General features: G+C 73.3%; 13 protein-coding genes. 7 read left to right on the top strand and 6 right to left on the bottom strand.

Annotation, left to right across the window (positions count from 1 at the left end; all coding sequences use genetic code 11):
- Positions 1-14 precede the first annotated feature (14 nt).
- From SNA_RS27305 to SNA_RS27280, 6 genes are all read left to right on the top strand, one after another.
- Positions 15-965, top strand: coding sequence for an inositol monophosphatase family protein (locus SNA_RS27305; RefSeq protein WP_078970227.1), 951 nt, complete (start codon positions 15-17; stop codon positions 963-965).
- Positions 966-1,014: 49 nt separating this feature from the next.
- Positions 1,015-2,427 carry a phytoene desaturase family protein gene (locus tag SNA_RS27300; RefSeq protein WP_044367109.1) on the top strand — a complete coding sequence of 471 codons (1,413 nt, stop codon included), beginning with the start codon at positions 1,015-1,017 and terminating at the stop codon, positions 2,425-2,427.
- A 192-nt stretch (positions 2,428-2,619) separates the two neighbouring features.
- The gene (locus SNA_RS27295; RefSeq protein WP_030067731.1) at positions 2,620-3,132 is read left to right on the top strand and encodes an O-acetyl-ADP-ribose deacetylase; all 513 of its coding nucleotides are present in this window, start codon (positions 2,620-2,622) and stop codon (positions 3,130-3,132) included.
- 184 nt (positions 3,133-3,316) lie between these two features.
- Complete coding sequence (locus tag SNA_RS27290; protein WP_030067730.1) at positions 3,317-4,792, top strand: DNA-3-methyladenine glycosylase 2; 1,476 nt, start codon at positions 3,317-3,319, stop codon at positions 4,790-4,792.
- Between the two features lie 9 nt (positions 4,793-4,801).
- The gene (locus SNA_RS27285) at positions 4,802-5,398 is read left to right on the top strand and encodes a methylated-DNA--[protein]-cysteine S-methyltransferase (protein WP_044367108.1); all 597 of its coding nucleotides are present in this window, start codon (positions 4,802-4,804) and stop codon (positions 5,396-5,398) included.
- A gap of 360 nt (positions 5,399-5,758) precedes the next feature.
- Positions 5,759-6,394 carry an NAD(P)-dependent oxidoreductase gene (locus tag SNA_RS27280; protein ID WP_030067728.1) on the top strand — a complete coding sequence of 212 codons (636 nt, stop codon included), beginning with the start codon at positions 5,759-5,761 and terminating at the stop codon, positions 6,392-6,394.
- 8 nt (positions 6,395-6,402) lie between these two features.
- Here SNA_RS27280 and SNA_RS27275 read toward each other — a convergent pair whose 3' ends face one another.
- From SNA_RS27275 to SNA_RS27260, 4 genes are all read right to left on the bottom strand, one after another.
- Positions 6,403-6,741 (bottom strand): hypothetical protein, encoded by a 339-nt coding sequence (locus SNA_RS27275; RefSeq protein WP_030067727.1) that lies wholly within the window; start codon positions 6,739-6,741, stop codon positions 6,403-6,405.
- 106 nt (positions 6,742-6,847) lie between these two features.
- Positions 6,848-7,297, bottom strand: coding sequence for a hypothetical protein (locus SNA_RS44830; protein ID WP_030067726.1), 450 nt, complete (start codon positions 7,295-7,297; stop codon positions 6,848-6,850).
- Between the two features lie 343 nt (positions 7,298-7,640).
- Complete coding sequence (locus SNA_RS27265; RefSeq protein ID WP_030067725.1) at positions 7,641-8,477, bottom strand: DUF4037 domain-containing protein; 837 nt, start codon at positions 8,475-8,477, stop codon at positions 7,641-7,643.
- Between the two features lie 92 nt (positions 8,478-8,569).
- On the bottom strand, positions 8,570-9,088 hold the full coding sequence (locus tag SNA_RS27260; RefSeq protein WP_037791386.1) for an NUDIX domain-containing protein: 519 nt from the start codon (positions 9,086-9,088) through the stop codon (positions 8,570-8,572).
- Between the two features lie 244 nt (positions 9,089-9,332).
- Here SNA_RS27260 and SNA_RS27255 point away from each other — a divergent pair, with 244 nt between their 5' ends.
- Complete coding sequence (locus tag SNA_RS27255) at positions 9,333-10,457, top strand: glycerate kinase (RefSeq protein ID WP_044367107.1); 1,125 nt, start codon at positions 9,333-9,335, stop codon at positions 10,455-10,457.
- Between the two features lie 144 nt (positions 10,458-10,601).
- On the opposite strand, the gene pssA is transcribed toward SNA_RS27255, so the two are convergent.
- The gene (pssA, locus tag SNA_RS27250; protein WP_030067721.1) at positions 10,602-11,471 is read right to left on the bottom strand and encodes a CDP-diacylglycerol--serine O-phosphatidyltransferase; all 870 of its coding nucleotides are present in this window, start codon (positions 11,469-11,471) and stop codon (positions 10,602-10,604) included.
- Positions 11,458-12,105, bottom strand: coding sequence for a phosphatidylserine decarboxylase (locus SNA_RS27245; protein WP_030067720.1), 648 nt, complete (start codon positions 12,103-12,105; stop codon positions 11,458-11,460). The genes pssA and SNA_RS27245 overlap by 14 nt, the downstream gene beginning before the upstream one ends.
- Positions 12,106-12,163: the final 58 nt, after the last annotated feature.

Below are 12,163 nucleotides of genomic sequence, written 5' to 3'. Positions count from 1 at the left end.
GTTTCCATGGATGCATGTTCGACACACTTCGTACCGAAGACCCGGGAGTCACCACGAACCTCACCGACGCCGTCGCGACGGCCTCCGCGACCCTGACGACCCCGCCGACCAGCCCCTCCGCCGCCTCCCCGGACGGCGGCGCGCCCGATCTGTCCGCCGCGCTGCTGGCTGCCGTCGAGGCCGCCGTCCGCCAGGCCGCGGCCGACGAGATCATGCCGCGTTTCCGGCAGCTCGCCGCCGAGGACATCGTCGAGAAGAACGGCCCGCACGACCTCGTCACGGTCGCCGACCGGCGCGCCGAGGAGCACCTCACCGCCGCGCTGACGGACCTGCTGCCCGGCTCCCGGGTGGTCGGCGAGGAAGCGGTCCACGCCGACCCGGGCGTCCTCGACGCCCTGCACGGCGACGCACCCGTCTGGATCGTCGACCCGGTCGACGGCACCCGCCAGTTCGTCCACGGCGACCCCGGCTTCGCCACCCTCGTCGCGCTCGCCCACCACGGCGAGGTGCTCGCCTCCTGGACGTACGCCCCCGCGCTCGGCCTGATGGCCACCGCCCGCCTGGGCGACGGCGCCCAGCTCAACGGCGTACCGCTGCGGGCCGGATCCCCCGATGCCGGCGCCGTCCTGGACGTCGCCACCTCCCACTTCGACTTCACCACCGACGAGCAGAAGCGGGTGCTCGCCGCCCTGGACACCGGCGGCATCGCCCCGCGCCCCTGCGGCTCGGCGGGCCTGGAGTATCTGCACATCGCCACCGGCGACCTCGACGCCACGGCCTTCAGCTGGGAAAACGCCTGGGACCACGCCGCCGGGCTGCTGCTGGTCCACGAAGCGGGCGGCGCCAGCGGTACGGTCGCGGGACAGCCGTTCCGGATAGCCGGCGGCAATGCGCTGCCGTTCACGGCGGCCCGGGACGCCGAAACGGCGCGGCGTATCCTCGGATTGCTGGCAGCCGCCAACTGATCCTCACCGACGAGGGTCGGACTTGAGGGGAGTGGCGCAGGTGCCGAGGATGCTCGATGCCGTCGTGATCGGGGCAGGACCCAACGGCCTGACGGCGGCGGTCGAACTGGCCCGCCGCGGGATGTCCGTCGAGGTCTTCGAGGCCCACGGCACCATCGGCGGCGGAGCACGTACGGAGGAGCTGACCCTCCCCGGCTTCCGCCACGACCCCTGTTCGGCGGTGCATCCGCTCGCCGTCGGCTCGCCCGCCTTCTCGACGATGCCCCTGGAGCGCTACGGCCTGAAGTGGCTGCATCCCGACATCCCGATGGCGCATCCCTTCCCCGACGGCACGGCCGGTGTACTGGCCCGCTCCGTCGGCCAGACCGCGATGTCCTTCGGGCCGCGCGACGCCGGCACCTACCGCAGGCTGGTCGCGCCGTTCACCGGCAAGTGGGACACCCTGGCCCATGACTTCCTGCGGACGCAGTGGCTGGGCCTGCCCAAGGACCCGGTGACCTACGCCCGCTTCGGCCTGGCGGCCGCGCAGCCCATCAGCCTGTTCAACCGCCGCTTCCAGGACGAGAAGGCCCGCGCCCTGATGGCCGGTCTCGCGGCGCACGCCATCGCGCCGCTCGGCTCCTTCGGGACCACCGGTATCGCCGTGATGTTCGCGCTCGCCGCGCACGCGGTCGGCTGGCCGGTGCCGCGCGGCGGCTCCCAGGCCATCGCGGACGCCCTGGCCGGACTGCTGCGCGCCCACGGCGGCGCGGTGCACACCGACTTCGAGGTCAAGCGGCTCGACGACCTGCCGCCGGCCCGCGCGTACATCTTCGACACCTCACCGACCGCGCTCGCCCGGATCGCGCGCCTGGGCAACGCCTATCGGGACGTGAAGTACGGCCCCAGCTGCTTCAAGATCGATTACGCGATGGCGGAGCCGGTGCCGTGGACGGCCGAGGAGGCCCGCCGGGCCGGCACCGTCCACGTCGGCCCCACCAGCGGCGAGATCGGCGCCGCCCTGGATGCCGCCGCCACGGGCCAGGACCCGTCGGTCCCCTTCCTGATCACCGCCCAGCCCAGCCTGATCGACACCACCCGTGCGCCCGAGGGCAAGCACACCTTCTGGGCGTACGGCCATGTCCCCAATGGCTGGGAGGGCGACGCCACCGAGGTGATCGAGCGGCAGATCGAACGCTTCGCGCCCGGCTTCCGCGACCTCGTCCTGGCCCGCGCGGTCGCCGGACCGCCGCAGATCGCCGCGCGCAACGCCAACTACGTCGGCGGCGACGTCGCCTGCGGCTCCGCGGCCGGACTGCGCCTGCTCATCCGCCCCAAGCTCGCCCGCGTCCCGTACGAGACCGCGCACCCGGCGGTCTTCCTGTGCTCCCAGTCCACCCCGCCCGGGCCCGGTGTCCACGGCATGTCGGGCCACTATGCCGCGAAGGCAGCGTGGCGCCGTTTGACTGCGGGGCGTCGTTAGGGTGCGGTGCGCCCCCGGCGCCGTTTGACTGCGGGGCGTTGTTAGCGTGCGGCTGGGCGTCCGGCGCCGTTTGACTGCCGGGCGTCGTCAGCCGACGCCCGCGGGCGACCCCAGCCGGCGCCCGGGCGACCCCAGCCGCTGACGCCGCAATCCGCTGGTCGCCCCACGCACTCCTGCCTACGCTCACACACCATGAGCACCTCCCTCACCCTCGTCCGGGGCGACCTCACCGAGCAGACCGTCGACGCCCTCGTCAACGCCGCCAACTCCTCGCTCCTGGGCGGTGGGGGAGTGGACGGCGCCATCCACCGCCGCGGCGGCCCGGAGATCCTCGCCGAATGCCGCGCCCTGCGCGCCTCCCACTACGGCCGCGGCCTGCCCACCGGCGCAGCGGTCGCCACCACGGCCGGCCGTCTGCCCGCCCGTTGGGTGATCCATACGGTCGGCCCGGTCTACTCCGCCACCGAGGACCGCAGCGACCTGCTCGCCTCCTGCCACCGCGAAGCCCTCCGCGTGGCCGACGAACTCGGCGCCCGCACGGTCGCCTTCCCCGCCATCTCCACCGGCGTCTACCGCTGGCCACTGGAGGACGCCGCCCGGATCGCCGTGGCGGCCGTACGGGAGACGGAGACGGCCGTGGAGGAGGTACGGTTCGTCCTCTTCGACGAGCGGGCGTACGGGGCTTTCGCCGCGCAGCTGGGCTGATCTGGCGATCCGCAGAGACCGGCCCAGGGCCGAAAGGCCCGGTCCTCGTAGCCCGTCAGTCAGTCCGGACAGTCTCAGTCCAGCCGGAACAGACCACCGGCCGCCCGCCCCTTCCCTGGTAGCGCGACGCTGATGTCGGATTTCCGCCAGCCAGAGGTCCGGTCGCTGCGGAATCCTTGGGGGCATGCACACCGACACCGAGCGCTGTCTGCGCGCCGTGCAGTCCAAGGACGCCCGCTTCGACGGCTGGTTCTACACCGCCGTGCTCACGACCGGGATCTACTGCCGTCCCAGCTGCCCCGTCGTGCCGCCCAAGCCCGAGAACATGCGGTTCTACCCGAGCGCGGCCGCCGCCCAGCAGGCCGGGTTCCGGGCCTGTAAGCGGTGCCGGCCGGATGCCAGTCCGGGCTCGCCGCAGTGGGACGAGCGGGCCGATCTGGTGGCGCGGGCGATGCGGCTGATCGCCGACGGGGTCGTCGACCGGGAGGGCGTCCCCGGTCTGGCCGCGCGCCTCGGCTACAGCACCCGCCAGATCGAGCGCCAGGTGCGCGCGGAACTCGGCGCCGGCCCGCTGGCGCTGGCCCGTGCGCAGCGCGCCCAGACGGCCCGGCTGCTGGTGGAGACCACCGCGGTGCCGATGGCCGACGCCGCGTTCGCCGCCGGGTTCGCCAGTATCCGCACCTTCAACGAGACGGTACGGGAGATCTTCGGGCTCTCCCCGACGGAACTGCGCCGCCGCGCCCGCCCCGGCAGCGTGGCCGCCGCGTCGCCGGGCACGCTCTCGCTCCGGCTGCCCTTCCGCCGCCCGCTGAACCCCGACAACCTCTTCGGACATCTCGCCGCCACCGCCGTCCCCGGCGTCGAGGAATGGCGCGACGGCGCCTACCGCCGCACCCTGCGCCTCCCCTACGGACACGGGATCGTCGCCCTCACCCCCCGCCCCGAACACATCGACTGCCGGCTCGCACTCACCGACCTGCGCGATCTGGCCGGCGCCATCGCCCGCTGCCGGCGGATGCTGGACCTCGACGCGGACCCGGAGGCCGTCGACGATCTGCTCCGCCAGGACGCCCAGCTGGCCCCGCTGATCGACAAGGCGCCCGGCCGCCGGGTGCCGCGCACCGTCGACGCCGACGAGTTCGCGGTCCGCGCCGTCCTGGGCCAGCAGGTCTCCACCGCGGCCGCCCGTACGCACGCCGGACGGCTGGTCCTCGCGCACGGCGAGCGGATCGACGACCCCGGTGGCGGACTCACCCACCTCTTCCCCTCCGCCGCCGCGCTCGCCGCACTGGACCCGGAATCCCTGGCGATGCCCCGTACCCGCCGCGCCACTCTCACCGGCGTGGTCGACGCCCTCGCCTCCGGTGTGCTGCACCTCGGCGTCGGCAGCGACCGGGAGGAAGCCCGCGCCCGGTTGGCGGCGCTGCCCGGTATCGGGCCATGGACCGTCGAAGTCGTCGCCATGCGTGCCCTGGGCGACCCCGACGCCTTTACGCCCACCGACCTCGGCCTGCGCCGCGCCGCCGCCGGGCTGGGTCTGCCCGCCACGCCCGCCGCCCTCATCCGCCACTCCGCGGTCTGGCGCCCCTGGCGCGCCTACGCCGTCCAGTACCTCTGGGCGACCGACGACCACCCCATCAACCGCCTCCCGATGAACTGAGCCCGCATCATGACCGTGCAGCCGACCACCCGCCCCTGCGCCCCGCTCACCCACACCGTCCTGACCGACACCCCGGTGGGACCGCTCACCCTCGTCGCCCTCGGCGACGCCCTCACCGGCCTCTATATGACGGACCAGCGGCACCGCCCGCCCCAGGAGAGCTTCGGCGCCCCGGCGGCCCCCGAGGACCCGCCGTTCGCCGCCGCCATCGCCCAGCTACGGGCCTATTTCCGCGGCGAGTTGACCGCCTTCGACGTCCCCCTGGAGCTGCGCGGCACTCCCTTCCAGCGCCGCGTCTGGGCATCCCTGTGCACCATCCCGTACGGCGAGACGGTCACCTACGGCGCGCTCGCCCAGCGTCTGGGCGCCCCGTCGGCGGCCCGGGCGGTTGGGCTGGCCAACGGCCGCAATCCCGTCGGGATCATCGTTCCCTGTCACCGCGTCGTCGGCTCCGACGGCAGCCTCACCGGCTACGGCGGCGGACTGGACCGCAAGCGCCGACTGCTGGAGTTCGAGCGGACGGTGGGGGGTCCGTTCCCGGTGGAGGGCACTGCGCCGTACCCGGTGGACGATATGGCGCTGTTCCCGGTGGGGGAGTGTGGCTGACGGGGTGTCCAGCAGCCCAGGGCTGGCGAAGAGGGAGGCCGCCATCGGGAAGGCGCGACGGTAGAAGTGGACGGCGGCCAGCGTCATCTGCGTCAGGAAGTGTTTGTTGTGTCAGGAAGTGCTTGTAGAGGGTGGCCTCCGAGCAGCCCGCCTCCCGGGCGATCACCTTGGTCGTCGTCCGCGTCAGGCCCGCGGTGCTCATCAGCGCGGCGGCGGCGTCGAGGATGCGGGAGCGCGCAGAGCGCCTCCGGCCAGGGGGCTTCGGCGGCGTCGTGCGACATGGACCAAGCCTACGTTGACATGTGAGTGAACACTCACCCACACTGGTGGGTAAGTGTTCACTCACTTTTGGGAGAGTCCATGAAGCTCACCGTTCTCGGCGCCTCCGGCGGCGTCGGCCGGCATCTCGTCACCCACGCCTTGGCCGACGGGCACGAGGTGACCGCCGCGCTGCGCAGCCCGCAGAAACTGACCGTGCGGCACGACCGGCTGACGGTCGTGCGGACCGACCCGCTCGACGCCGCCTCGGTCAAGTCCGTCGTCGACGGCGCCGACGCGGTGCTCTCCGGTATCGGCCAGGCCGGTCGGCACGATCCCCTCCGGCCCGCCTCCACCTCGGCCCGCGCCGCCGTCGAGGCGCTGACCGCCACCAGCGTGCGGCGGCTGCTCGTGGTCAGCGCGGGCCCGCTCAACCGCACCGGCGTCGGCCAGCCGATGCTCGCCCACCGGGTGTTCGGGCCGCTGCTGTGGGCGGCCCTCAAGGAGCTCTACACCGACCTGGAGCGCATGGAAGCCGTGCTGCGCGACAGCGACCTCGACTGGACCGCCGTCCGCCCGCCCCGCCTCCTCGACAAGCCGGGAGAGGGCCGCTACCGCCACGCCATCGAGGCCGGTCCGGTCGGCAGCGTCATCACCCGCTCCGACGTGGCCCGCGCCATGCTCGACTTCATCACCGATCCGACCACGTTCCGGCACGCGGTCGGCGTCAGCCGCTGAACGACGCGTCAGTGGAAGAACGCCGCCAGCTTCCGGAGCGGCTTCCGGAGCGTCCCGATGAGCGGGCGCCCGTGGGTGCCGGGCGGGTCCGAGATGTCGGACGGGCCCGAGACGTTGGACGGGCCCGAGATGGAGGACGAGCCCGAGACGGAGGACGGGCCCGGGGCGGCGGCCGCCGGGGCGTTCGTCCGCTCGGGCATCGACGCGTCCGGGCTCTGCGGCGCGGGCGCATCGTCGGTCCGCTCGTGCGCGGTGTTGGTCACGGGCCTGGGTACGGACTTCATTCCAGTGCGTGCGGCCTCGGCGCGTACGAGCGCGCCAAGAGCGGCGAAGACATCGAAGGGCATGCCGGTCTCCTGCGGTAAGGGCGTCCTGGGTGTGATGGCGGCAGGCCGAGAGCGCCCGATCGCCCGCATACGGGCAGGGCGGGGCGCTTACGTCGGCCGGGCCGGATCAGCAGCGCAGGACGGCCGTCCGCCCGGAGAGCGCGCCGGGCGCGGAGGTCCGGACGGCGTGGGGAGAGCCGTCGCCGGTCGCCTCGGCTGCGGCGGCAAGGGATGCGGCCCCGATCGCCTTGCCGCCGGGGCCGGTGGGGGTGTGCGGGCGCAGATGGCAGCCCGACGCCTGGCTGATCCGCCCGGCGCCGCTGCCCGGATGGTGCCTCTTGCCGGCTCCGGCCGATGCCAGCTCGGGCCCGTCGGAGACGCAGTGCCCCACGGACATGCCGGATACGGCGGCGGGGGCGTCGAAATGGCAGTGGCCGGTCTGGGACGACGGCAGTTGGCAGATGCCGGCGAGCAGCGCGGCTTGCAGGAGCGCCAGCAACGCGACGAGCAGCAGGCCGCGCACGCCGCGCACGCCGCCGGCGTCCGCCGAGCGGCCACGGCTGACGGCGTCGCGCATGCGCTTCTCCCCACGGCTCTCCGCGAGGGATTCCCCAGGAAGCACTCCAGATACGCCGCAGACAGCAAAAGAGGCGATATTTCCGCCCGATCCGGGCATGCGGTCGCACGTATGTCCCCATGTCCCCATGAGGCATGCCCGGATCGGGCGCGTGCCCCGTCCGGCATCAGCTACCGGCTGCCTACGGACTGGACCGTCTCCCGTCCGGCATCAGCTACCGGCTACCTACGGACCGGACCGTCCCCCGTCCGCCCATCGACTACCGGCCTCCTACGGACCAGCCCGCCCCCCCCGTTTCAGCCGCCGCCCCCGGTCGCCTACGGCCCGGCCCGCCCCCTCCCGCTCAGCCCTCGACCGTCGTCCGCACCTCCTCCACCAGCCGCTCCGCCTCCGTCAGTGAGTGCCGCAGTTCCTCCACCGTGCAGCCGAGCCGGCCGAGCAGGGCGGTGGCGCGGGCCGCGAAGTCCGGGGGTGTGCCGGGGAGCGCCGCGGCTGCGGCGAGGGCGCCCTTTTCGTTGAGGCACCAGGCGCCGTGGTGGGCGTGCAGGGCCTGGACCAGGTTGCCGACGGCACGGGACAGGCACAGGGCCGCATGCAGGACGTCCCCGGTGGTGTACGACTTGCCCGCCATCGCCACCGAGAATCCCGCGTCCCACAGCGCACCGGCGGGCAGCGACTTCCGCAGTGCCTCGGGGTAGTACCGCGTCTCCTCCTTGAGCCGCGCCAACTCGCCGTCCGTATCGGCCAGTACGCGCCCCAGCGCCACCTCGCCCGGGTAGGCGGGCGACCAGAAGCCCAGCGGATGACCGGCCTGCATCCCGGTCTCGAACTGGCCCTCGCGGCAGTCGTCCGCTATCCGCCGGACCCGGTCCACATCCCGCAGGATCCAGTCCACATGGCTGCCGTCGGGCAGCACCAGCCAGGCCCCGCCGTTCACCCATGCGCCCCACGCCCCCGGTCCGTAGACCTCCACGGGGCCGCCGGTCACCTCCGCGGCCAGCGCCTTCAGCGCCGGAAGGTCCGGTTCGCCGCGGTAGTACACACCGAGATCCCAGTCGGAATCCGGCCGGTGTGTCCCCCGCGCCCGGCTGCCACCGAGCATCACCCCCACCACGCCCGGCACCTGCCCGATCCGCGCGGCGATGTCCTCGACCGTCGCCAGGTCCGTCCTCTCCGTCATACCGCCACCCCTCCGTGTCTTTCCGTGTACGCAGAACACGTTAGGGGGATTTGGCGCTCTTGGGATCAACCCACGGTTCTCATACCGGGGTTCTATGCGGCCGACGGGCCCGCCCCGCCCCGTCCGGTACCCGCCGGCGGCACGCCGTCCTCCAGCTCGGCCGGTCCCCGTCCGTCGGCCAGCGCGTCCAGCGCGGCGCGGATCCGCAGCCGCATCTCGTCGTTCACCATGGTTCGGGCCTCCTCCCAGTGCACCAGCCGCCACGACAGCAGCTCCTCCTCCTGGACCCGGATCGCGGTGAGCTGCTCCTCGTCCAGCACCCCGCCGTCGAAGAGGTACGACACCAGCGGCGGCCGGCCCTCTCCGCGGACCCAGTCGACGGCGAGCAGCGCGCCCAGCTCGACGTCCAGGCCGATTTCCTCGGCGGTCTCGCGGCGGGCGGCCTGCCGGGGCGATTCGCCGGTGTCGGACTCGACGGTGCCGCCGGGCAGGATCCAGGTGTCGCGGTAGTTGGGCTCCACGAGCAGGATGCGGCCCTGGGCGTCGCGGAAGATGGCGCCCGCACCCGCGAGCACACGGGGCAGACCGGCGATGTAGGTGGCGTAATCCATGGTCGTCACGGCGCGAGCCTAGGCCCCGAGCGCGCCGCCGCGCAGGCCCGGAAGGCAATCCAGCGCAGGCCCGGAAGACAACCCGGCGCAGGCCGCGCCCCGTATGGCCGCCGCGCCGGTCCTGCGGAGCGAGATGGCCTGTGCGGCGGGGCCCCTCGCCGGATATGGTCACAGCGGCGCGACTGCCAGTTCGAAAGCAAGGGGAAACACGGTGGCGGACGCAGCAAGGACACACACCGGACAGGTGCTGATCGCCGCGGACAAGTTCAAGGGTTCGCTCACGGCCGTAGAGGTCGCCGAGCACGTCACGGCCGGTCTGCGGCGCGTGGTCCCCGAGCTGGACGTGGCGGCCATCCCGGTCGCGGACGGCGGTGACGGCACGGTCGCCGCGGCGCTGGCGGCCGGTTTCGCCCGCCATGAGGCGCGGGTCACGGGCCCCACCGGCGAGCCGGTGACGGCCACCTTCGCGCTGCGCGCGGACGGTACGGCGGTGGTGGAGATGGCGGAGGCTTCCGGCCTCCAGTACCTCCCCAAGGGCGTTTTCGCGCCGCTGACGGCCACCACGTACGGCACCGGTGAGCTGCTGCTCGCGGCGCTCGACGCGGGGGCGACCTCGATCGTCTTCGGCGTCGGCGGCAGCGCGACGACCGACGGCGGCGCGGGCATGCTCGCCGCGCTGGGGGCGCGTTTCCTGGACACGGACGGCAAGCCGGTCGCCCCCGGTGGCGGCCCGCTGGCCGATCTGGCCACCGCCGACCTGTCGGGCCTGGACCCGCGGCTGGCCCGTACGGACATCGTGCTCGCCAGCGATGTCGACAATCCGCTCACGGGGCCCAAGGGCGCGCCCGCGGTCTACGGGCCGCAGAAGGGTGCCGGTGAGGCCGACGTGGCCACGCTGGACGCCGCCCTGGCGCGCTACGCCCAGGTGCTGGAGGCCGCGGTCGGCCCCAAGGCCGCCGAGCACGCCCTGGCACCCGGTGCGGGCGCGGCGGGCGGGATCGGCTACGGCGCGCTGGTCGGCCTGGACGCGGCCTTCCGGCCGGGCATCGACGTGATGCTCGATGTGCTGGGCTTCGCCCCGGCGCTGGCGCAGGCCACGTTCGTGATCACCGGCGAGGGGTCGCTGGACGAGCAGACCCTGCACGGCAAGGCGCCGGCCGGTGTCGCCGCCGCGGCCCGTACGGCGGGCATCGAGGTCGTCGCCGTCTGCGGGCGCCTCCAGCTGCCCCAGGAGGCTCTCGCCGCGGCCGGTATCAGCCGCGCGTACGCCCTGACGGACCTGGAGTCCGACCCGGCCCGCTGTATGGCCGAGGCGGGCCCCCTGCTGGAGCGGGCGGCCGAGAACCTCGCCCGCGACTTCCTGGTCTGAGCCGCACCCGGCCCGAGCGCCGCGCGGCGCAGGCCAGCCGTACCCGGCGCCGGTCCGAGCGCCGCGACGGCCCCACGACAACGCCGAGGGCCCCGGGTGATCCACCCGGGGCCCTCGGCCTGCTCATCCGTCGTCTCCGCTGTGTCAGGGCAGCTGCGCGGCGCGCGACTCCGTCCGTGACTCGCGGCGGTTGTCGCGGAAGGTGTTCACCCTCCGGGCCGTCGCGAACAGCGGGATCATCGCGCCCATGACCACCTGGAGCGAGCAGCCGGTCCACAGCAGCAGCTGGCCGCCGGGGGCGTCCAGCGCCCAGGCGGCGAGCATGCCCATGCTGAGCACGATCCAGCTGAGCATCGCCACCGCGAGGCGGCCACGCGGCTTGGGGTACTCGACCCGGCTCACCATCAGCCAGGCCACCCCGATGATCGCCAGCAGCGTCGGCAGGAACGGCAGCTCCAGCAGCACGATGGCGACGACGGTCAGGGCGCCGAAGGGGCTCGGCATGCCCTGGAAGATGCCGTCGCGCAGCGTCACGCAGGAGAACCGGGCCAGCCGCAGGATCACCGCCAGCAGCACCACCACCGCCGCGACCACCGAGACCTTCTGGTTGGCCTGGTTGGCGCCCGAGGCGACCATGCCCCAGGTCACCACGAAGTACGCGGGCGCCAGACCGAAGCTGATCAGGTCGGAGAGGTTGTCGAGCTCGGCCCCCATCGCCGAGGCACGCAGCTTGCGGGCGACCAGTCCGTCAAAGAGGTCGAAGACCGACGCCATCAGCATCAGGATCACGGCCACCGCGGCGCTGTGCCGCGCCATGCCGCCGTCCTCGGTGCCCGTCAGATGCGGGATGAGGACGCCGGTGGTGGTGAAGTACACGGCCATGAAGCCGCAGATGGCGTTGCCGAGGGTGAGGGTGTCCGCTATTGACAGCCGCGTGGACAACGGCATGTCGTCCCCGTCCTCCTCGGTCTCGGGTGCCCAGCCGGCTTGTGTTTCCGGATCAATCACGGTCAAGACGAGTCACCCCCGCGGTGGTGGCCTGGCCGACCTCGACGGCCACCTCGACGCCCTCCGGGAGGTAGATATCGACGCGCGAGCCGAAACGGATCAGGCCGATGCGCTCGCCCTGCTCGACCTTGGTGCCCTCGGGCACGTACGGGACGATGCGGCGGGCCACCGCGCCGGCGATCTGCACCATCTCGATGTCGCCGAGCTCGGTGTCGAAGTGCCAGACCACCCGCTCGTTGTTCTCGCTCTCCTTGTTGAACGCCGGAACGAAGCCACCGGGGATGTGCTCCACGGACGTCACCGTGCCGGCCAGCGGGGCGCGGTTGACATGGACATTCAGCGGGCTCATGAAGATCGCGACGCGGGTACGTCCGTCCTTCCACGGCATGATGCTCTGCACCACACCGTCGGCCGGGGAGATGACACGGCCCTGAGCGACCTCTCGCTCGGGGTCGCGGAAGAACCACAGCATGCCCGCCGCGAGGGCGGTGGTGGGCACGGCGAGCGCGGCCCAGCGTCCCGAGCGACGGGAGCGGGCCAGGCTGACCGCCGCCGTTGCCACGGTCGGGAGGAGCCACGGCGACGCTCCGCGCGCGAGGCGGACGCGACCGCGTTGTGCAGAGGATTGGCTGTGGGGCATGAATGACCTTCGTAGCGGAGGATGCCGCGTAGGGATACGGGGGACGGCGGCTTTCCTG

Source organism: Streptomyces natalensis ATCC 27448, assembly GCF_000935125.1.
Classification (GTDB): Bacteria; Actinomycetota; Actinomycetes; order Streptomycetales; family Streptomycetaceae; genus Streptomyces; species Streptomyces natalensis.
Note: the sequence above shows the minus strand (reverse complement) of the source record. Positions and strands in the feature narration are given on the sequence as shown.

Excerpts from the sequence above, each read along its gene's own strand:
- SNA_RS27305 (WP_078970227.1), top strand. The coding sequence starts at position 15 with ATGTTCGACACACTTCGTACCGAAGACCCGGGAGTCACCACGAACCTC.
- SNA_RS27300 (WP_044367109.1), top strand. The coding sequence starts at position 1,015 with ATGCTCGATGCCGTCGTGATCGGGGCAGGACCCAACGGCCTGACGGCG.
- SNA_RS27295 (WP_030067731.1), top strand. The coding sequence starts at position 2,620 with ATGAGCACCTCCCTCACCCTCGTCCGGGGCGACCTCACCGAGCAGACC.
- SNA_RS27290 (WP_030067730.1), top strand. The coding sequence starts at position 3,317 with ATGCACACCGACACCGAGCGCTGTCTGCGCGCCGTGCAGTCCAAGGAC.
- SNA_RS27285 (WP_044367108.1), top strand. The coding sequence starts at position 4,802 with ATGACCGTGCAGCCGACCACCCGCCCCTGCGCCCCGCTCACCCACACC.
- SNA_RS27280 (WP_030067728.1), top strand. The coding sequence starts at position 5,759 with ATGAAGCTCACCGTTCTCGGCGCCTCCGGCGGCGTCGGCCGGCATCTC.
- SNA_RS27275 (WP_030067727.1), bottom strand. The coding sequence starts at position 6,741 with ATGCCCTTCGATGTCTTCGCCGCTCTTGGCGCGCTCGTACGCGCCGAG.
- SNA_RS44830 (WP_030067726.1), bottom strand. The coding sequence starts at position 7,297 with ATGCGCGACGCCGTCAGCCGTGGCCGCTCGGCGGACGCCGGCGGCGTG.
- SNA_RS27265 (WP_030067725.1), bottom strand. The coding sequence starts at position 8,477 with ATGACGGAGAGGACGGACCTGGCGACGGTCGAGGACATCGCCGCGCGG.
- SNA_RS27260 (WP_037791386.1), bottom strand. The coding sequence starts at position 9,088 with ATGGATTACGCCACCTACATCGCCGGTCTGCCCCGTGTGCTCGCGGGT.
- SNA_RS27245 (WP_030067720.1), bottom strand. The coding sequence starts at position 12,105 with ATGCCCCACAGCCAATCCTCTGCACAACGCGGTCGCGTCCGCCTCGCG.